Origin of the sequence: Micromonospora sp. BL4, assembly GCF_003667505.1 — a bacterium.
Classification (GTDB): domain Bacteria; phylum Actinomycetota; class Actinomycetes; order Mycobacteriales; family Micromonosporaceae; genus Micromonospora.
Window position 1 is genome coordinate 1 of sequence record NZ_RCVJ01000118.1, and the last position, 20157, is coordinate 20157.

The 20157-nt window shown below is 73.5% G+C and carries 19 protein-coding genes; 16 read left to right on the forward strand and 3 right to left on the reverse strand.

Annotation, left to right across the window (positions count from 1 at the left end):
* Window positions 1-198 precede the first annotated feature (198 nt).
* Window positions 199-1209: a linear amide C-N hydrolase gene (locus EAD89_RS13445; protein WP_121653709.1), complete on the forward strand. Its 1011-nt coding sequence runs from the start codon at window positions 199-201 to the stop codon at window positions 1207-1209.
* Between the two features lie 104 nt (window positions 1210-1313).
* Here the strand turns inward: EAD89_RS13445 and EAD89_RS13450 are convergent, their stop codons facing one another.
* Window positions 1314-2759 (reverse strand): LVIVD repeat-containing protein, encoded by a 1446-nt coding sequence (locus EAD89_RS13450; RefSeq protein ID WP_121675936.1) that lies wholly within the window; start codon window positions 2757-2759, stop codon window positions 1314-1316.
* A gap of 138 nt (window positions 2760-2897) precedes the next feature.
* On the opposite strand from EAD89_RS13450, the gene EAD89_RS13455 reads away from it, so the two are divergent.
* The 5 genes from EAD89_RS13455 (at window position 2898) to EAD89_RS13475 (ending at window position 8939) form a co-directional block, all read left to right on the forward strand.
* Window positions 2898-3599, forward strand: a complete 702-nt coding sequence (locus EAD89_RS13455) for a DUF305 domain-containing protein (RefSeq protein ID WP_121675937.1) — start codon at window positions 2898-2900, stop codon at window positions 3597-3599.
* A 57-nt stretch (window positions 3600-3656) separates the two neighbouring features.
* The gene (locus EAD89_RS13460) at window positions 3657-4868 is read left to right on the forward strand and encodes a sensor histidine kinase (protein WP_121675938.1); all 1212 of its coding nucleotides are present in this window, start codon (window positions 3657-3659) and stop codon (window positions 4866-4868) included.
* The gene (locus tag EAD89_RS13465; protein ID WP_121653705.1) at window positions 4865-5530 is read left to right on the forward strand and encodes a response regulator transcription factor; all 666 of its coding nucleotides are present in this window, start codon (window positions 4865-4867) and stop codon (window positions 5528-5530) included. Before EAD89_RS13460 ends, EAD89_RS13465 begins: the two co-directional genes overlap by 4 nt.
* Window positions 5531-5676: 146 nt before the next feature.
* Window positions 5677-6459: an ABC transporter ATP-binding protein gene (locus tag EAD89_RS13470; protein ID WP_121653704.1), complete on the forward strand. Its 783-nt coding sequence runs from the start codon at window positions 5677-5679 to the stop codon at window positions 6457-6459.
* 5 nt (window positions 6460-6464) lie between these two features.
* Window positions 6465-8939: an ABC transporter permease gene (locus EAD89_RS13475; protein WP_121675947.1), complete on the forward strand. Its 2475-nt coding sequence runs from the start codon at window positions 6465-6467 to the stop codon at window positions 8937-8939.
* Between the two features lie 79 nt (window positions 8940-9018).
* Here EAD89_RS13475 and EAD89_RS13480 read toward each other — a convergent pair whose 3' ends face one another.
* Both EAD89_RS13480 and EAD89_RS13485 read right to left on the reverse strand, forming a co-directional pair.
* Entirely contained in the window at window positions 9019-10281 is a 1263-nt protein-coding gene (locus EAD89_RS13480; RefSeq protein ID WP_121653703.1) for a nucleotide sugar dehydrogenase, read from the reverse strand.
* 174 nt (window positions 10282-10455) lie between these two features.
* The gene (locus EAD89_RS13485; protein WP_233578638.1) at window positions 10456-11820 is read right to left on the reverse strand and encodes a serine/threonine-protein kinase; all 1365 of its coding nucleotides are present in this window, start codon (window positions 11818-11820) and stop codon (window positions 10456-10458) included.
* 534 nt (window positions 11821-12354) lie between these two features.
* Here EAD89_RS13485 and EAD89_RS13490 point away from each other — a divergent pair.
* The 10 genes from EAD89_RS13490 (at window position 12355) to EAD89_RS13535 (ending at window position 20139) form a co-directional block, all read left to right on the forward strand.
* The gene (locus EAD89_RS13490) at window positions 12355-13041 is read left to right on the forward strand and encodes an RNA polymerase sigma factor (protein ID WP_121675940.1); all 687 of its coding nucleotides are present in this window, start codon (window positions 12355-12357) and stop codon (window positions 13039-13041) included.
* Between the two features lie 16 nt (window positions 13042-13057).
* Window positions 13058-13798 carry a hypothetical protein gene (locus tag EAD89_RS13495; RefSeq protein ID WP_121675941.1) on the forward strand — a complete coding sequence of 247 codons (741 nt, stop codon included), beginning with the start codon at window positions 13058-13060 and terminating at the stop codon, window positions 13796-13798.
* 158 nt (window positions 13799-13956) lie between these two features.
* On the forward strand, window positions 13957-15192 hold the full coding sequence (gene egtA, locus EAD89_RS13500) for an ergothioneine biosynthesis glutamate--cysteine ligase EgtA (RefSeq protein WP_121675942.1): 1236 nt from the start codon (window positions 13957-13959) through the stop codon (window positions 15190-15192).
* An 80-nt stretch (window positions 15193-15272) separates the two neighbouring features.
* The gene (egtB, locus tag EAD89_RS13505) at window positions 15273-16610 is read left to right on the forward strand and encodes an ergothioneine biosynthesis protein EgtB (protein ID WP_121675943.1); all 1338 of its coding nucleotides are present in this window, start codon (window positions 15273-15275) and stop codon (window positions 16608-16610) included.
* 40 nt (window positions 16611-16650) lie between these two features.
* Entirely contained in the window at window positions 16651-17397 is a 747-nt protein-coding gene (gene egtC / locus EAD89_RS13510) for an ergothioneine biosynthesis protein EgtC (RefSeq protein ID WP_121675944.1), read from the forward strand.
* A 49-nt stretch (window positions 17398-17446) separates the two neighbouring features.
* Entirely contained in the window at window positions 17447-18412 is a 966-nt protein-coding gene (gene egtD / locus EAD89_RS13515) for an L-histidine N(alpha)-methyltransferase (protein WP_121656757.1), read from the forward strand.
* 214 nt (window positions 18413-18626) lie between these two features.
* Complete coding sequence (locus tag EAD89_RS13520; protein WP_121656763.1) at window positions 18627-19214, forward strand: TMEM165/GDT1 family protein; 588 nt, start codon at window positions 18627-18629, stop codon at window positions 19212-19214.
* Window positions 19215-19253: 39 nt separating this feature from the next.
* On the forward strand, window positions 19254-19616 hold the full coding sequence (locus EAD89_RS13525; protein WP_121675945.1) for a DUF1622 domain-containing protein: 363 nt from the start codon (window positions 19254-19256) through the stop codon (window positions 19614-19616).
* Entirely contained in the window at window positions 19616-19945 is a 330-nt protein-coding gene (locus tag EAD89_RS13530) for a hypothetical protein (protein ID WP_199733501.1), read from the forward strand. The genes EAD89_RS13525 and EAD89_RS13530 overlap by 1 nt, the downstream gene beginning before the upstream one ends.
* The gene (locus EAD89_RS13535; protein ID WP_121656755.1) at window positions 19942-20139 is read left to right on the forward strand and encodes a hypothetical protein; all 198 of its coding nucleotides are present in this window, start codon (window positions 19942-19944) and stop codon (window positions 20137-20139) included. The genes EAD89_RS13530 and EAD89_RS13535 overlap by 4 nt, the downstream gene beginning before the upstream one ends.
* Window positions 20140-20157 lie beyond the last annotated feature (18 nt).

Here is a 20157-nt window from a genome sequence, read left to right on the forward strand (position 1 = left end):
CGCCGACGGCAAGTGTCACGTCGAATCACGCTGACACAAGGTCCGGCCGGCCGCCTCCGCTGCGGCCGCCATGGTGACCGGTCCCACCAGCACCGACGCCGTCCACGCGGGCCAGCTGAGATCAGAGGCGGACGGAATCCGACAGACCGCGCCGGCGCGGTGGACAACCGTCGATCGGTCCCATAGCGTCCAACGGGTATGCGCAGGACCCTGCCGGCCGTCACGACGGCCCTGCTGCTCGCCCTCACCTCCTGCACCACACCGGGGTCCGGAGGGCCACCGCGCACCGGGCCGCCGCCGGTTGCCGGGGCCACGCCGACCGCCTCCCGGCAGGACGCCGCCCAGGCCGAGCAGACCATGGCCAGCCTGCGCCGGGTCGACGACCTGCCGCTGTACGAGATGACCTACGTCGGGGCGTACGACCCGACGGTGGGCACCGACGCGACCCCGCCCAGCCCGTTCGGCTGCTCGCTGTTCGTCGCCGCGGGCGATCCCGCCCGGCCCCTGTTCGCCCGCAACTTCGACTGGGACGCCAACCCCGCGCTGGTGCTGCGGACCGATCCGCCGGACGGCTACGCGGCCATCTCGCTGGTCGACATCTCCTACCTTGGGGTCGGCGCGGACCCGGCCGGTGACCGGCGGCTGCTCAACGCGCCGCTGCTGCCCTTCGACGGGATGAACGAGCGGGGTCTCGCGGTGGGGCTAGCCGCCGACGACGCCGCGACGGCCCGCCCCGACCCCGGCAAGCCCACCGTCGGCTCGGTACGGATCCTGCGGCTGGTGCTGGACCGGGCCGCCACCCTCGACGAGGCGATCGCCGTGTTCACCCGGCACAACCTCGACTTCGACGGCGGGCCGGCACTGCACTACCTGCTGGCCGACGCGACCGGCGCGTCGGCCGTGATCGAGTTCGTCGACGGTGAGCTGCGGGTGGAGCGGGGCACGGGCGGTTGGCAGGCGCTGACCAACGTGCCGGTGGCCGGGGTTCCCGAACAGCGCCGGCGCGAGGACCGTCGGTACGGGCAGATCGCCGGCGCGCTGACCGAGGCCGGCGGGGTGCTGGACGCCCCGGCGGCCCACCGGGTGCTCGCCGCCGTCCGCCAGGGGCACACCCGCTGGTCGGTGACGTACGGCCTGCGCAGCGGCGAGGTCCGGCTGGTCACCGCGACCGGCGGCGGCGAGCGGCGCTACCAGCTGCCGATGAGCTGAGGTCCCCGGCGCATGCGCCCTGCGACGTGGCCGGGCCCGGCCCCCGGAGATCGGGGACCGGGCCCGGCGTCGTGCTCGGTGCCTGTCAGTTCAGTGCTCGGCGCCTACCAGCTCAGGTAGCTGGGCTGGGTCTGCACGTTGAGCTCCTTGTACTTGACCAGCTTGGCCGACCAGGTGCGCCAGTCGTTCAGCTCCAGGACGTCCAGGCCCTTCACCATGTCGTTCGAGTAGATGTGTCCGTTGTAGTAGTACGCGGACCAGGTGCCGCCACCGACCATCTGGTCGGCCGAGAGCGGACCGCGCTCCCAGAAGGCGATCTCCTTCGGGTTGGACGAGTCGGTGAAGTCCCAGACCGAGATGCCGCCCTGGTACCACGCCTGGACCATGATGTCCCGCCCGAGCACCGGGATCAGCGAGCCGTTGTGCGCCACGCAGTTCTCGGTGTCCGCGTTGTTGCGGGGGATCTTGTAGTAGCTGCGGAAGTGCATCGTCCGAGCGTCGCCGCGACCGGCGATGTCGTAGATGGCGTCCGCACCCCGGTTCGGGCCGATGGCCTCGTTGCAGGTCGCCGCGCCGCCACCACCCAGCTCGTCGGTGAAGATCACCTTCGTGCCCTTGTTGTTGAACGTGGCCGAGTGCCAGAACGCGAAGTTGACCGTGTCCCGTACTCGGTTGATCACCCGGGGCGCCTCCCGGTTCTTGATGTCGAGCAGGATGCCGTCACCCATGCACGCGCCGGCGGCCAGGTCCTTGGCCGGGTAGACGGTGATGTCGTGGCAGCCGGTGGTCGCCGATCCGGTGCCGCTACCCGGGAAACCGCCGTCCGGGAACAGGTTCGGGGCGGCGATCACCGAGGCGTCGGTCGGCTTATGCACCGGCACCTTGATGATCGAGATCGAGTCGTGCGGCGGCTGGCAGTCCGGGAACTCGGCCCGCGGGCTGTACGACGAGACGTACAGGTAGACCGTCTTGCTGCTCTTGCCCGGCACCAGGGTGTGGGTGTGCGAGCCGCAGGCCGTCTCCACGGACTTGACGTACCGCGGGTTGGCCTTGTTCTTGATGTCGAAGACCTTGATGCCCTCCCAGGACCCCTTCACATCCGCGCCCTGCGCCGTGCTGTTGCAGGAGTCGTCGCTGCGGGACGAGTCGGTGGAGAGGAAGAGCAGGTCACCGTGGACGGAGATGTCGTTCTGCGACCCCGGGCAGAGCACCCGGGACACGACCTTCGGCGCGCTGGGCCGCGAGATGTCGTAGATGACGAAGCCGTTGTAGTTGCCGGCGAACGCGTACTTGCCCTGGAAGGCGATGTCGCTGTTGGTCGAGTCCAGGGGAGCCACCTTGGGCAGGTTGGCGATCTGGCGCAGGTTGGGGCTGCTCACGATCTCGTCGACGCCGGGGATGGTGTTCGCGGCGGCGGTGACCGGGGCCGACTGCGGCACGGTCTGAGCGTTGCTTGCCGGCGCGACGAGGACGCTGGCGACGAGCAGCCCGGTCGCGGCGAGGCCCACGATCCGGAGTTGTCGTAACCGTGGCATGTGGAGTCTGATCATCGGCGAGGCCCTTCGCAAGGGGGAGACGATGGTCGACACCTTACCGCCCGATGAGGAGCATCGATGTGATCTGGGTCACATCGAATCGTTCTCCTCAATGGATAACATCGCGATGACCTCGACCCCAGGGAGTGGCCCATGACCAGTCGGCGCACGCGGACCCTGGCACTCGTCACACTGGCGCTCGTGCTGCCGCTGATGGCCTTCATCCTGGCCCGTGCGGGCGGGGACCCCGAAACGGGCGCCGCGCAGCCGGTCTCCGCGCCCGCCACCTCGACACCGGCGGCCAGCCCCGTTCCCACCGACCTGACCGTCATCGTGCCCGGCCGACCGGGCGAGTCGGCGGCCACCCGCCCGGCCCACGAGGTCCGCGACGCCGGCCCGGCCCCGCACAACTCGTTGGACGTCATGTTCGTGCGGATGATGATCCCGCACCACGCGCAGGCGCTGGAGATGGCGGAGCTCGCCCCCGACCGGGCCACCGACGCGGACATCCGCGCTCTCGCCGACCGCATCCGGGCCAGCCAGGGCCCGGAGATGGGGTTCATGCGCGGCTGGCTGCAGACCCGCGGCCTCACGGCCGAGCTCCAGGGGCACGACCACAGCGCTATGCGGGGCATGCAGTCACCGGAGAAGATGCGGCAGTTGGCCGCCGCGCGCGGCGCCGACTTCGACCGGCTCTTCGTCCAGATGATGACCGAGCACCACCAGGGCGCCATCGCGTTGGCCACCGACCTGCTCACGGTCGGCTCCGACCTGACGCTCAGCGAGTTCGCGAACTCGGTCGCCACCGAGCAGACCGTCGAGATCGACCGCATGCGCGAGGTCCTCGGCAACTGAGCCGGCCCGCCCGGCAGCTCCGGCCCGACAGATGAGGCCGCTCGACACGTACGCTGGGTGACCGTGAGACGCACGATGTTCGGTCGCCCGCTGCGCGCCGTCGCCTTCGACGTGGCCGTCTCCGGTCTGGTGCTCCTCGTCGGCGTGGCCGGAGCGGCGAACCAGCCGGGCGGCTGGGCCGCCACCCTGGTCGGCGTGGGGATGGCGGTGGCTGTGCTGTTCCGCCGCTCCCGTCCGGGCGCGGTGACCGTGGTGGTCGCGGTGCTCGCCCTGGTCCAGGTGGCCGCCCAGTGGGGGCCGCTCCCGTACGACGTCGCCGTTCTGATCGCGCTCTACAGCGTGGTGAAGTACGGCGAGCGGCTGCGTGACGGCGTACTCGCCGGTGCGGTCGCGGCCGTGGGCGTGGTGCTCGCCGCCGTCCAGACCCGGAACGTCGTCAACTGGTGGGCGATGGCGCTGTGGTACGCGCTGGTCACCGGCGCGGTCTGGCTGGTCGCGCTGAACGTGCGGACCCGCCGCCTCTACGTGCTCACCCTGGAGGAGCGGGCCAGCACCCTGGAACGCGAGCGGGAGGCCGAGTCCCGGGCGGCCGTCGCCGAGGAGCGCACCCGGATCGCCCGCGAGCTGCACGACGTGGTGGCGCACAGCATGGCGGTGATGATCGTCCAGGCCGACGGCGCGCGGTTCATGCTGGACCGCGACCCCGAGCAGGCGCGTACCGCCGTCAAGGTCGTCGCCGACACCGGCCGGCAGGCGCTGGAGGAGATGCGCCGGCTGGTCGGCGTCCTGCGCGACGCCGGCCCGGCCGGCGCGGGCGGGCCCGCGGTGGGCGCCGACCCGGAACACCGCCGGCTGGCCCTGGCCGAGCTGCCCGACCTCCTGGCCCGGTTCCGCGACGCCGGGCTGCGCATCCGGCACACCGTCGACGGCGAGCCGCCGGCGCTCCCACCCGGTTTGGAGTTGACCATCTACCGCGTGGTGCAGGAGGCGCTGACCAACGCCCTCAAGCACGCCGGCGTCGGCGCCGAGGTCGAGCTGACCGTCGCGTACACCACGGAAGCCGTCGTGGTCCGGGTGGTCGACGACGGCCAGGGCCGGCCGGTGGTCAGCCCGGCGCCGACCGGCGGTCACGGTCTGCTCGGCATGCGCGAGCGGGTCACGGTGTACGACGGCAGCCTCACCGCCGGCGCCCGTCTGGCCGGGGGCTGGCAGCTCGAAGTCCGGCTGCCGCTACCGTCGGAGCCCGCAACGGAGGTGATCGCGGCATGACGGTCCGGGTGGTGATCGTGGACGACCAGGCGCTGGTGCGCGCCGGGTTCCGGATGGTGCTGGACTCCCAGCCCGACCTGGAGGTGGTCGGGGAGGCCATCGACGGCGCGGACGCGCTGCGGGTGCTCGCCCGCACCGAGGCCGACGTGGTGGTGATGGACATCCGGATGCCGACCATGGACGGGGTGGAGGCGACCCGGCGGCTCTGCGCCGACCGGCCCGCCGGCCCTCCCCGGGTGCTGGTCCTGACCACCTTCGACACCGAGGCGGACGCGTTCGCCGCGTTGCAGGCCGGGGCGAGCGGCTTCCTGCTCAAGAACGTCCCGCCGGAGGAGTTGCTGGCCGCGATCCGGGTGGTCGCCGAGGGCGACTCGGTGGTCGCCCCGTCGATCACCCGGCGGCTGCTGGACCGGTTCGCCGGCCAGTTCGGCGCCGGCCCCACCGCCGACCCCCGGCTGGCGCAGCTCACCGAGCGGGAGCGGGAGGTGCTGCTGCTGGTGGCGCAGGGGCTGTCCAACGCGGAGATCGCCGCCCGGGTGCACGTGGCCGAAGCCACGGTCAAGACCCACGTCGGGCGGATCCTGGCCAAGCTCCAGCTGCGCGACCGGGTCCAGGCGGTGGTGCTGGCGTACGAGAGCGGGCTGGTCACGCCCGGCGGCTGACCCCGCGTACGACCTGAGTCGTACCGGCGGGCGGGCGCACCGCGACCCGGGACGCACCCAGGTCGAGCGCGCAGGTGGAGATCGACTGACCCGCGCCGGCCATAGCGTCGGAAGGGTCCGATCCGCACCCTGACCGGGGAGCCCACATGTCCCTCGCACCTCCCGACCACGCCGGCAACGGCGTCGCGGTCACCGCCCGTGGCCTGGAAAAACGGTACGGCAGTGGCCCCGCCGCGGTCGTCGCGCTCGACGGGGTCGACCTGGACGTCGCCGCCGGGCGGTTCACCGCCATCATGGGTCCGTCCGGCTCCGGCAAGTCGACGCTGATGCACTGCCTGGCCGGACTGGACCGGCCGAGCGCCGGCTCGGTCGGGATCGGCGCGGCCGACCTCGGCCAGCTCGACGACCGGCGGCTCACCCTGCTGCGCCGCGACCGGGTCGGCTTCGTCTTTCAGAAGTTCAACCTGCTGCCGGCCCTGACCGCCGAGGAGAACATCGTGCTGCCGCTGGCCATCGCCGGCCGGCGGCCCGACCCGGCCTGGCTGCGTCAGGTGGTGGCGGCGGTGGGGCTGGCCGACCGGCTCCGGCACCGGCCCGCCGAGCTCTCCGGTGGTCAGCAGCAGCGGGTCGCGGTGGCCCGCGCCCTGATCACCAAGCCGTGGGTGATCTTCGCCGACGAGCCGACCGGGAACCTGGACTCGCGCTCCGGGGCGGAGGTGCTGCGGCTGCTGCGGGAGGCCGTCGACACCCTGAACCAGACGGTGATCATGGTGACCCACGACCCGTTGGCCGCCGGGCACGCCGATCGGGCGGTCTTCCTGGCCGACGGGCGGCTGGTCGGTGACCTCGCCGCGCCCACGGCCGAGCAGGTGCTGGACACGCTGGCCGCTCTCGACCCGGCCCGCCCCGTGCCGGCGCGGGGGCGGTGACCGCGATGATCCGCCTGACCCTGCGCTCACTCCGCGCCGAAGCCCTGCGCATGCTGCTGTCCGCGCTGGCCGTCGTGCTCGGTGTCGCGTTCATCGCCGGCACCCTGATCCTCGTCGACGGCATGCGTTCCGGCGCGTACGACCGGGCGGGCACCTTCGACCGGCACACCGACCTGGGCGTCTACCCGACCGGCGACCGTCCGCTGCCCGCCGGCCTGATCGACCGGGTCCGGGCCGTCGACGGGGTGGCCGCCGCCGCTGGCGAACTGACGGGCACCGGCGGGATCGTCGGCACCGACGGCCGGCCGGTCCTCGGCTTCGCGGTGCTCGCCGCCATCCCCACCGAGGACGCCCTGCGCTCGTACGACGTGGTCGCCGGCCGGCTGCCCGACCGCGCCGGTGAGGTGGTGCTCGACGCGCCGACGGTCGCCGAGGAGGGCTTCACCCTCGGCGCTCCGGTCCGGATCGGCGGCACCGGCGGCGCGGCCCGCCCGTACACCCTGGTCGGCACCGTCGACGTGGCCGACACCGCACGCGACATCGGTGGTCCGTTCATCGGCCTGGTCGGGCCGGACGCGCTCGCGGTCACCGGCGAGCGCGGGTACGGCCGGATCATGGTGGCGGCCCGGCCCGGGACCTCCGCCACGGCGGTGGCCGACCGGGTGCGCAGCGTCGCGGGAGGCGACACCACCGTGAAGAGCCGGTCGCAGATCCTCGACGAGGCCGTCGACGACGCGGTTCGTGGCCTGGACCAGTTCACCATGTTGCTGATGATCTTCGTGGGTGTCGCCGTGGTGGTGGCCGGCTTCGTGATCGCCAACACCTTCGCGATCGTGCTGGCGCAACGCACCCGGCGAACGGCGCTGCTCCGGCTGGTCGGCGCCACGCGGGGGCAGGTCTTCCGGTCCACCCTGCTGGAGTCGGCGGTGGTCGGGGTGGTGGCCTCCGCGCTGGGGGTGCTGCTCGGGTTGGCCCTCGCCGGCGGGATGCGGCTGCTGCTGTCCCGGCTGGACGTGCCCGTCTCCGGCGGGTTGACCGTGGCCGGGTCGACCGTGCTGACCAGCCTGCTGCTGGGCACCGTGCTCACCGTCGGCGCCGCGCTGCTACCGGCCTGGCGGGGCACCCGGGTCGCTCCGGTGGCCGCGCTCACCGACGCCGCGGTACAGCCCAGCCGGGGCGCCGGTCGGCTCCGGCTGGCCCTCGGCGCGGTGGTGCTGGCCGCCGGCGTCGCCGCGCTCGCCGGCGCCGCCAGCGCCGGTCAATTGCTGCTGGTGGCCGTCGGCGGGGTACTGGCCTTCTTCGGGATCGTGCTGTTCGGGCCGGTGCTCGTGCCGGCGCTGGTGCGAATCCTCGGCTGGCCGGCACGCCGCCTGGCCGGGGCGACCGCCGGGCTGGCGGTGGCCAACGCGGTCCGCAATCCGCGCAGGGTCGCGGCCACCGCCACCGCTCTGGTGATCGGGATCGGACTCGTGTCGGCGTTCGTCGTCGGCGCGCGCAGCACCAAGGACGGCATCGAGCGCAGCGTGGACGCCCAGATCGGAACCGACTTCGTGGTCAGTGGCATCGGCCAGGACCTGCCCGCCGCGCTCGCCGGTGAGCTGGCGGCCCGCCCCGAGCTGGGCGTCGTGCACGAGCAACGCAGCACGGTGACCGCCGGCGTCGAGGTCCGCGCCGCCCACCCGGCGCTGGTCGGTCGGACGTTGACCGGCGTGCTCACCGGCGACGTCGGCCGACTCGGACCGGGGCAGGTGCTGGTGCGGCGCGAGCTGGCCCAGGCGCGCGGCTGGCAGGTCGGCTCCCCGGTCACCGTCCGGGGGCGACCGTTCCGGGTGGCCGCGGTGGTCACCGACGACACGCCCGCCAGGGGAGTGCCCGCCGGACACGTCATCGACATGGCCGACGCGGACTTCGCCGTGCTCTTTCCCGGTCAGCGAGGCTTCCTGGCCGAGATCGACCCCGCCGCCGGGGTGGGCGCCGAGCGGGCCCGGGACGCCATCGAGGACGTGCTGGGCCGCTACCCGACGGTGAACCTGTTGGACCAGGGCGCGTACAAGAAGATGCTCACCAGCACGGTGGACATGCTGCTGGCCTTCGTCACCGCGCTGCTCGGCCTGGCCGTGGTGATCGCCCTGGTCGGTGTGGCGAACACGCTGAGTCTCTCGGTGGTGGAGCGCACCCGGGAGAACGCGGTGCTGCGGGCGGTCGGGCTCACCAGGGGTCGGATGCGGGTCATGCTCGCCGTGGAGGCGGTGCTGATGACGTTGGTCGGCGCCATGCTCGGGATCGGGTTGGGCACCGGGGTCAGCGCGTCCGCGATGGCCCTGCTGGCCCGCCTCGGCGGCGAGTTCCACGTGGTGCTGCCGATCGGTCAGCTCGGGCTGATCCTCGGCGTCGCGGTGCTCGCCGCCCTGCTCGCCTCGGTGCTGCCGGCCCGCAGGGCACTGTCCCGACCGGTCGTCGAGGCGCTCGACGACCAGTGACCGGCGCCGGCGCGGACGGACATCCGCCGGCCGGCCCCGCCGTCTTCCCCGGCGGCGGGACCGGCCAGCGGTGCCGGGTCTACAGGCGCTCGACCACGGGGCCGGCGCACCGGTTGCGGGTGTCGAAGACGTAGCGGGCGTGCCGGACCACCAGGTCGTAGTCGAAGCTGTCGTGGTCGGTGACCACCACCACCGCGTCCGCCGCCTGGACCTCACGCTCGGTCAGCCCGACCACGGTCACCCCGGCGGGGATGTGGTGCGCCTCGGCGTACGGCTCGACCGCGTGGACCTCGGCGCCGAGGGCCTGCAACCGCCGGGCCACGTCGACCGCGGGGGAGTCCCGCATGTCGCCGGTGTTCTTCTTGTACGCCAACCCGAGCAGGAGCAGCCGGGCGCCGCTGACCGACCGGCCGCCCCGGTTCAGCCCCGCCATGATCCGCTGCGCGACGTGTTCGGGCATCTCGTGGTTGACGTCGTTGGCCAGCTCGATGAACCGGAACTGTCGGCCGAGGCGGCGCTTGACCTGCCACGACAGGTAGCACGGGTCGATCGGCAGGCAGTGCCCGCCGACGCCGGGCCCGGGGCGGAACGGCAGGAAGCCGAACGGCTTGGTCTCCGCCGCGTCGATCGCCTGCCAGACGTCGATGTCCAGGTGGTGCGAGAGCATCGTCAGCTCGTTGATCAGCGCGATGTTGACCTGCCGGAACGTGTTCTCGATCAGCTTGGTCAGCTCGGCGACCCGGGTGGAGTCCACCGGTACGGTGCGCTCCACGAGACGCCGGTAGAACCCGTCCACCCGGGCCAGCGACGCCGGGTCCACGCCGGACACCACCTTCGGGGTGTTCTCCAGCCGCCAGGTCGGGTTGCCCGGGTCGATCCGCTCGGGGCTGTAGCCGAGGTGGAAGTCGCCGGGGCTGTGCAACCCGCTGGCCGACTCCAGCAGGGGCCGCAGCAGCTCCTCGGTGGTGCCTGGGTAGGTGGTGGACTCCAGGATCACGGTGCTGCCCGGCCGCACGTACGGGCCGATGCCGATACCGGCCTGCTCGACGAAGCTCAGGTCGGGCGTGCCGTCGCGCAGCGGGGTGGGCACCGTGATGACGCAGATGTCGAAGCCCTCGGCGTCGGTGTACTCGGTGCTCGGGTGGTACCGGCCGCTGCCCAGCGCCCGGCCCAGCCGGTCGGTCGGGATGTCCTCGACGAACGACTCGCCGGAGGCGAGCCGCTTCACCCGGTCGGCGTCGACGTCGAGGCCGACCACGTCCAACCCCGCCTCGACGGCGCGCATGGCCAACGGCAGTCCGACGTACCCCTGGCCGATCACGACCAGCTTCTCAGCGCTCACCCGGGCTCCCGCGGCAGATGGTGGAAATGACCTGCTGAGAGCCTAGAGAGGTCTTCGGCGACGTAAGTCCGTTTTGGGGAAATCGGTGCTGGTGGGGCTCGCGCACCAGGCGGATCCGCTCGCCGCCTCGGCCGGGGCGAAGCCGGTGGTGAACAGCGGGCGGCGCCGGCCGGCTCAGCCGGCCGGCAGCGCCTCGGGGTCGGCCGGCGGGCTCGTGGTGGTGGGCGGCGGGTCGCTCGGGGGCGGCGGCTCGCTCGCCGGCGGCTCGCTGGGTGGCGGCGAGCTGGGCGGCGCGGTGGTGGCGCTCGGGGCCGGTGACGACGGGCTGGCCGACTCACTGGGCTGCGCGCTCGGCGTCGCGCTGACCGAGGCCGACGGGGTGCGGGCGGGGGCGTTCGGTCGGTTCGGCCGGACCGGGTCCACAGTGATCTGTTCGTTCGCCACCGGCGGCAGATCCACCTGACCCGTCATCTCCGCCGTCGGCGAGGTGGTCGGCAGCTTGACCGCCGGGTCTTCGCCGGCGTTGCGCGCCGCGCCCAGGGCGGCGCCCAGGCCGACCAGCGCGACCAGCGCGACCGCGGCCGCACCGACCAGCGGACCCCGGCGGCGCCGACGGCCGGCCACCGCCGCGCCCAGCGGCACGTCGGTGCGGGTGCCCGGTCCGGCGTTGCGCAGCGGCGTCGCCGCCACCATCGCGGTGGGCGGCTCGCCGCCGGTCACCGCCGTCCGGGCCGCCTCGGCCATCGCCGCGCCGCTGCTGAACCGATCGAGCGGATCCTTGGCCAGTGCCTGGGACACCAGGGCGCGGACCGCCTCCGGGATGTCGTGCGGCAGCTCCGGCGGCTCGTCGTCCAGGTGCCGGACGGCGACCTGGAGCGGGTTGTCGCCGGTGAACGGTGGGCCGCCGGTCAGGCAGCAGTATGCGACCGCGCCCAGGGCGTAGATGTCGGTGGCGCCGCTGACGGGCCGGCCGGCAGCCTGCTCGGGCGCCATGTAGAGGGCCGTGCCCGGCACCGCGTTGGTGCTGGTGATGCTGGTGACATTGGTGGAACGGGCCACGCCGAAGTCCACCAGGACGACCGTGCCGTCCTCCTGCACCAGCAGGTTGCTGGGCTTGACGTCGCGGTGCACGATGCCGCCGCGGTGCGCCGCGTTCAGCGCCTGGGCCGCCTGGGCGACGATCGACATCGTCTCGGCCACGTCGAGCCGGCCGGCCGCCTCGATCCGCCTGGACAACGGCTCGCCGTCGACGAACTCCATGACCAGGTAGTCGGCCCGACCGCCGTCGGGCAGGTCGTCCTCGCCGCAGTCGTAGACCTGCACGATGCCCGGGTGCCGCAGTGCCGCCATGATCCGCGCCTCGGCCCGGAACCGGGCGATGAAGTCGGGGTCGGAGACCAGCGCCGGCAGCAGGACCTTGACCGCGACCTGCCGGCCGAGGACCAGGTCGGAGGCACGCCAGACGTCGCCCATGCCGCCGGTGGCGACACGTTCGTCCAGGCGGTACCGCCCGCTGAGCACGACCTCCGATGACAACACAGCATTACCGTACCCAGAGCGGCCCGGATCGGTGCGCCGCGGCTGGTCGGCCGGGTGGCCGTACCCACCGGTCCATCCGGTCTGACCTGTGTGGACATGGACCGGTGTGTGACACTGCGGCAACAGCCTGTGACGAAATCCGACACACGGCGGCGCACACCTGCCCGGCGACGGCGGGGAAGCGCCGATCTGCGCACGGAGCGTCCGCTGGTCACCGCCCGTTACGGCGACGCGCCGTCCGTCGGGTTGGATAATTGTCACTCTTCCGTGACGTGGTGCCGACTTGTCGCCCCCTTCGGTTCCCTCCTAGCGTTAGCCCGGCTCGGGCCAGCCGGGGGGCAGCGCGTAGAGAACCGACCGCCGTGGCGCTGGTCCGGACATCCCGCCCCCGAGTCACCAGGGCGCGGGCGTGATCACGTTCGGGCGGAGGGGCGGGGCGGTGCGGGAGCTGGTCGGGTCGACGGTTCACGCCGCCTGGAATGCGCCGGTCCGGCGGATCAGGCCGGGGCGTCCCGATCGATCCGTGGCGCGCGCATGACCAGCGAGCTGTCGGAGGCGGTCACCGCAGCGCAGGACGGGGACGAGGACGCCTTCCGCTTTCTCTACCGCAGCCTGCAACCCGGCCTGCTGCGCTACCTGACCGCCCTGGTCGGCGCGGACGCCGAGGACGTCGCGTCGGAAACCTGGCTGCAGATATCCCGCGACCTGCCCAGCTTCACCGGCGGCGAGTTCCGCGCCTGGACCGTCACGATCGCCCGCAACCGGGCGATGGACCATCTGCGCCGGCTGCGGCGCCGGCCGTCGCTGCCGGTTCCGGTGCAGGCGCTCGCCGAACTGGCCGGCGACGCGGACACCGCCGAGCGGGCGGGCGAGACGATCGGCACCGAGGCGGCCCTGGCCCTGATCGCCACCCTGCCGCCCCGCGAGGCCGAGGCGGTCCTGTTGCGGGCCGTGATCGGCCTGGACGCGGAGTCCGCCGGCCGTGTGCTCGGCCGCCGGGCCGGCGCCGTCCGGACCGCCGCCCACCGAGGCCTGCGACGGCTCGCCGCCCTGCTGGAACGACAGGAACCGGTCGCGCCGCCGACCGACGCCGCGCGGGCCACGCCGTCGCCGGGCACCGAGGGTGTCGTGCCGTCGGCGGGCACCGAGGGTGTGACGCCGCCCCGTCCGCGCACCGGCCGGTCCCCGCGGACGTCGCACGCTGAACCGGCGGACGGCTGACGTGAGGGGATTCCGGATGAACCCGAACCGGCGGGCCGAGCGAGCCGAGACCGAACGGCTGCTCGATGCGACCGGTGACCCGGACATGACCGTGGCGGACCCGGTGGCCCGGCTGCTCGCCGCGGCCGCCGGCCCGACCCGGCCCGGCGAGCTGACCGGCGAGGATGCCGCACTGGCCGCGTTCCGGGCCGCTCGCGCCAACCCGACGCCGATCGCGGCCGCCCGGCCGCACCGCCGTCGGCTGACCACCGGCGCGGTGGCCTGGATCGGCGCGCTGGCCGCCACCGCCACCGCGGGCGCCGCGTTCGCGGCGGTCACCCTGGAACGGGCGCCGGACCCGGTGCCGGTGCCCCCCAGCAGCCCGTCGCCGACGCCCGGCGACGTCGGGACGACCCCGTCCGGCGACCGCACCGCCGCGCCCGGCGAGCCGACGCCCGGCACGCCGTCCGCCACCACCGCGCCCTCTGCCACCACCGCGCCGTCCGCCACCGGCACACCGACCGTCACCGGCACACCGTCCGCCGGTGCGGCGCCCGCCGGCCAGTTGCACGGACTGTGCCGCGCCTGGCAGGCCAAGAAGCCCGAGCAGCGGGACAAGGCGCTGCGGACGCCGGCGTTCCAGAAGCTCGTGACCGCCGCCGGCGGCGCCGACGAGGTCGAGGCGTACTGCGAGCGGTTGACGCCCAGAGCGAAGCCGTCCACATCGGCGAAGGTCAAGCCGTCGCATCCGGCGACGGGCCGGCCCGCCCCGCAGTGACCTTCCGACGGCCGGGGCCGTTCGTTCCGCCCTGCACCGGGAAATTCGTCTGTTAGACAGAGGTTGGTGGCGCCGTCGACGGCCCCCGACGGTGTCGGTGGGTGGGTTTACGGTGGCACAGTGTTCCGGAGCCGGCGCACGGATAGGGGGCCCGACCGTTGGTGACGTCGCCCGAGCTGGACCGCAGCGCGATCCTCCGCGAGTCCGGTGCCGCAAACCGGCACCTCGCCCGGATCTGTTTCAAGACCGGCCCACCCACCCGCACCGGCGTCGAACTGGAATGGACCGTGCACGACGCCGCCGATCCCGCCCACCTTGTCGATCCGGCACGGCTGCGGGCGGCGCTGGGGCGGCACAGCCCCGTCACGCTCGAGCCCGCCAGCCCGGCCGAGCCGCTGCGACACGGCGGCACGGTGACCGTGGAGCCGGGCGGCCAGCTTGAGATCTCCACCCCACCGCGCTTCTCGATCGCCGCGTTGATCCAGGCCACTGAGGCCGACATCGCCCAGGTCACCGACCTGCTGGCCGCCGCCGGGTTGATCCTCGGGCGCAGCGGCATCGATCCGCACCGTCGGCCCCGCCCGGTCCTCGAAACTCCCCGCTACCGCGCCATGCGCGGCGCTTTCGACCGGCAGGGTCCGGCCGGCCGGACGATGATGTACAGCACCGCCGGCCTGCAGGTCTGCCTCGACGCCGGCGAACCGGACCAGCTCCCGGCGCGCTGGGCAGCGGCCCACGCGGTCGGCCCGCCGCTGCTCGCCGCGTTCGCCTCCGCCAGCCGGCATGCCGGGCGGCCCACCGGCTGGGCCTCCGCCCGGATGGCGGCCTGGTTGGCCATCGACCCCGCCCGCACCCGCCCGGTCTGGGTACCGGGCCGCGCCGACGAGGATCCGAGGGCCACCTGGATCCGGTACGTGCTCGCCGCGCCGTTGCTCTGCCTGCGCCGGCACGGCCCGGACTGGTCCCCGCCACCCGGGGTGACCTTCGCCGACTGGCTCGACGGCGCGCTGCCCCGTCCACCCACCACCGACGACCTCGACTACCACGTCAGCACCCTGTTTCCGCCGGTGCGTCCACGCGGCTACCTGGAGCTGCGTTACCTGGACGCTCAGCCCGGCCGGGACTGGCGGCTCCCGACGGCCGTGCTGGCCGCCCTGTTCGCCGATCCGGGCACCGTGCGCGCGGCGTACGCGATCGGCGCGCCGGTGGCGCACCGCTGGTCGGCCGCCGCCCGGCACGGCCTGGCCGATGCGGCCCTGGCCGCCGCCGCGGCGGCGCTCTTCGACCTGGCCCTGACGGCGCTGCCCCGGCTCGACCTGCCGGCCGGCACCCACGACGAGATCCAGCGTGACGTACGGCGGCGGCTGGCCGCCGCAGAGAGGGGAGACCGGTGAGCGCGAGGAGTGAGCCGGGGTTGCGAGCCCCGCAGTCGGGAACGGACGGCGGCGCGGTGAGCGCGAGGAGTGAGCCGGGGTTGCGAGCCCCGCAGTCGGGAACGGACGGCGGCGAGCAGTTGCGCGCCCGGATCGCGGCGGAGCTGGCGCGGGCCCGCGACCGCACCACGCTGCTGACCGAGGCGGTCGACGACGCCGACCTGATGCGCCAGCATTCGCCGCTGATGTCGCCGCTGGTGTGGGACCTGGCGCACGTCGGCAACCAGGAGGAGCTCTGGCTGGTCCGCGACGTCGGGGGCCGCGAGCCGGTCCGGTGCGACATCGACGAGCTGTACGACGCGTTCAAGCAACCTCGCCGGGACCGCCCCGCGCTGCCGTTGCTGCCACCCGCCGAGGCGCGCGCCTACCTGGGTACCGTCCGGGACAAGGTGCACGACCTGCTCGACGCGGTGACCTTCACCGAGCGGCCGCTGGTCGCCGACGGGTTCGCCTTCGGCATGATCGTTCAGCACGAGCAGCAGCACGATGAGACGATGCTCGCCACCCACCAGCTGCGCTCGGGGCCGGCGGTGCTGCACGCGCCACCTCCGCCGGAGCCGCCCGCCGGGGTCGCGGGGGAGGTGCTGGTGCCGGCCGGCCCGTTCACCATGGGCACCGACACCGACCCTTGGGCCCTGGACAACGAGCGCCCCGCTCACCGCGTCGACCTGCCCGCGTACGTCATCGACGCCGCCCCGGTGACCAACGGCCAGTACCAGGCTTTCATGGCCGACGGTGGCTACACCGATCCGCGCTGGTGGAGCCCGGCGGGTTGGGCGCACCGGCTCCGGGAGGAGCTCCGCGCGCCGATGCACTGGCGGCCGGACGGCGACGGCTGGTCGTACCGGCGGTTCGGCCGGTGGGACCGGGTCCGCGCCGACGAGCCGGTGGTGCACGTGTGCTGGTACGAGGCCCAGGCGTACGCGGCGTGGGCCGGCAAGCGGCTGCCGACCGAGGCGGAGTGGGAGAAGGCGGCCCGTTGGGATCCGGTGACGGGGCGGTCCCGCCGCTACCCGTGGGGTGACGACGACCCGACCGAGGCTCACGCGAACCTCGGCCAGCGTCACCTGGGGCCGGCCCCGGTGGGCGCGTACTCGGCCGGCGCCTCACCGCTGGGGGTGCACCAGCTCATCGGTGACGTCTGGGAGTGGACCTCGACCACCTTCCGCGGGCATCCCGGCTTCACCGCGTTCCCGTACCGCGAATACTCGGAGGTCTTCTTCGGCGACGACTACCGGGTGCTGCGTGGCGGCTCGTTCGGCACCGACCGGTCCGCGTGCCGGGGCACCTTCCGCAACTGGGACTATCCGATCCGGCGGCAGATCTTCAGCGGCTTCCGCTGCGCCCGCGACGCGCGTGCGGACGAGTCGCACCGGTGATCCGCCGAAAGTCCGGCGAGACGGCCGACGGGGTGCGCTGATGTGTCGCCACCTGGCCTATCTGGGGCCGCCGGTCACCCTGGCCGAGTTGTTGTTCGATCCTCCGTACTCGTTGGTGCGGCAGTCGTGGGCGCCCCGCGACATGCGCGGCGGCGGCACGATCAACGCCGACGGGTTCGGCGTCGGCTGGTACCCGGGTGACGGCGATCCGGTGCGCTACCGGCGGGCCCAGCCGATCTGGAGCGACCCGACCATCGCCCAGCTCGCGGCGGTGACCCGCGTCGCCGCGGTGCTCGCCGCGGTCCGCTCGGCGACCGTTGGGATGGCGGTGCTCGACGGCGCCGCCGCGCCGTTCGCCGAGGGGCGGTGGCTGTTCAGCCACAACGGGGTGGTGCGGGGCTGGCCCGACACGGTGGTGCCGCTCGCCGCCGGCCTGCCGGTGCGCGATCTGCTCACGCTGGACGCCGTCACCGACTCGGCGCTGCTCTGGGCGCTGGTCCGGCAGCGGCTGCGCGCCGGCGCCGATCCGACGGAGGCGATCGGGCGGACGGTGGTCGACGTCGCCGCGGCGGCGCCGGGGTCACGGCTCAACCTGCTGCTCACCGACGGGCGTCGGGCGGTGGCCAGCGTGGCCGGGCACGCGTTGTCGGTACGCGCGACGGCCGACTCGGTGCTGCTCGCGTCCGAGCCGCACGACGACGACCCCGGCTGGCGGTCGGTTCCGGAGGGGCACCTGGTGACCGCCACCGCGAGCGAGGTGCGGGTGAGTCCACTGCCGACCCGGTGAGCCGCACCGGTGGGGCACGCAACGGTCGACCGAGCAGAGAGGCGATGTGATGACGGCGGAACCGCTGGAGATCTACCTCGAGGAGCAGGACCTGGAGCGGGGGCTGCGCCGGGACGTCCGGGCCGGGCTGAGCGCGGAGCAGAAGTGGTTGCCGCCCAAGTGGTTCTACGACGCCCGGGGCAGCGAGCTGTTCGAGGAGATCACCCGCCTGCCCGAGTACTACCCGACCCGCGCCGAGCGGGCCGTGCTGGCCGAGCGGGCTCCCGACATCGCGGCGCTGACCGGGGCCAAGACCCTGATCGAGCTGGGCTCCGGCTCGTCGGAGAAGACCCGGCTGTTGCTGGACGCCTTCACCCAGCGGGGCGGGCTGGGCACGTTCGTCCCGCTCGACGTGTCGGTCAGCGCGCTGAGCGGGTCCACCGCCGAGATCGCCGCCGACTATCCGGGGCTGCGGGTCCGCGGCATCGTCGGGGACTTCACCCGGCACCTGGACCGGCTGCCCACCGGCGGTCGGCGGTTGGTGGCGTTCCTCGGTGGCACCATCGGCAACCTCCTGCCGGCCGAGCGGGCCGAGTTCCTGGCCGCGATGCGCGATGCGCTGGAGGTGGGCGACTGGCTGCTGCTCGGCACCGATCTGGTGAAGGATCCGTCGGTGATCGTTCCCGCGTACGACGACGCGGCGGGCGTGACGGCCGAGTTCAACCGGAACGTGCTGCACGTGATCAACCGGGAACTGGGCGCCGACTTCGATCCGGAGGCGTTCGAACACGTCGCCCGGTGGGATCCGGACCACGAGTGGATTGAGATGCGGCTGCGGGCGACCCGGCCGATGCGCGCCCGGGTGCTGGACCTGACCGTGGAGTTCGCCGCGGGGGAGGAGCTGCGCACGGAGATCTCGGCGAAGTTCCGTCCGGCGGGGGTCGCCGCCGAACTGGCCGTGGCCGGGTTCGCCGCGGCGGAGTTCTGGACCGACCCGGGAGGCCTTTTCGGGGTCACCCTGGCCCGGGCGCGGTGAGCCGCTTCACCCGCCCCGGCCGCCCGGAGGGTGATCGGCTAAGCTGGTCGCGCGAAGGGGAGTAGCCCCCAATGTCGTGGTCGACATACTGGTGCGTTCCGCATCCGGCCACGCGGCCCCGGTCTCCGGGGCGGGCGAGACCTTCGACTCAGGCTGTTGTAGCCGGGTCGAGGGCGCCCCTGCACCTTCTCCCGGCGTGAACGGGAAGGGTGTCATGGAAGGATTCTTCGCCGCGCTGGTCATCAGCTTCGGCGTCATCTTCGTCGCCGAGCTGGGGGACAAGTCCCAGTTGATGGCGCTGACCTTCGCCACACGGTTCAAGCCGGTGCCGGTGCTGATCGGCATCACCGTCGCCACGGCGGTGGTGCACCTGGCGTCGGTCGCCATCGGCTCGGGCCTCGGCGCCGTCCTGCCCACTGAGTGGATCACCCTGGTGGCTGGTCTGGCGTTCCTCGCCTTCGGCGCGTGGACCCTGCGCGGGGACAGCCTGACCGACGAGGAGAAGCGCAAGGCCGAGAAGACCAGCAAGTCCGCGATCGTCGCGGTGTCGGTGGCGTTCTTCCTGGCCGAACTGGGCGACAAGACGATGCTTGCGACGATCACGCTGGCCACCAAGTACGGCTGGTTCGGCACCTGGCTCGGCTCCACCATCGGCATGGTGGCCGCGGACGCGCTGGCCATCATGGTCGGCCGCATGCTCGGCCGCCGCCTGCCGGAGAAGGCCATCAAGTACGGCGCCGCGGTGCTCTTCGCCATCTGCGGTCTCTGGCTGATCCTGGAGGCGGTGAGCCAGTTGACCTGAGTGCCGACTATCCGCCCCGGTGGCGGGTAACGGCCCCGGGTGGATGCGGCGGAGCTACTGCGCCAGGGCGACGAGGTGCTGGTCGCCGTGGTGGAGGTCGCGGGGGCTCTGGTGATCTTCGTCGGGGCGGTCTGGGCGGCGGTGCGGTTCGTGGTCGAAGGGCTACGACACCGCACCGCCGCCGTCTTCACGCCGATCCGCCTCACCCTGGGCCGGTTTCTGACCCTCGGCCTGGAGTTCCAGCTGGCGGCCGACGTGCTGCGCACCGCGGTGTCCCCGTCGTTCACCCAGATCGGCCAGTTGGCCGCGATCGCCACGATCCGGACGGCGCTGAACTACTTCCTGGGCCGGGAGATCCGTCAGGAGCAGCGGCAGGTGGCCGAGGGGGATGGCTCCCCGTGATGAACGCGCTGGTGACCACGGTGACCACGCTGGCCCTGGTCGCCGGTGTGGTCACCTTCCTCACCTCCGGGGCCGGCCGGACCGCCGTCCGGGTGCTGCTGGAGCTGCTGACCGCGGCCGGGCTGCTCCGGCTCGTCGGCGATCCGAGCTGGACCACCCTGGCCGGCTCGGCGGCGATCGTCGCGCTGCGCCTGCTGCTCGGCGCGGCCCTGGGCGCCGCACCGCCGTGGTCGTGTCGACAATCCCGGCCGCCCTGCGCCGCGGACGATCACCACCTACCGTTGGCGGTACGAGACGAAACCGGCGCGAGCGGGAGGACGACCCCATGAGCAGGCACGACGAACCGAACGAGTACGGCTTCGCCGGCGGTGCCACCGCTCCCGAGCCCCAGCCCGGCGGGAAGCCCGACGAGCAGGACCTCGCCGAGGAGGTGGCGGTGCCCGGCGACGACCTCACCGAGCCGACGGCCGAGGCGCTGTCCGAGGAGACCGAGGAGCGCCGGCCCGTCGAACGAGGCCGCTGACCCGGCGGCGGGGCGGGA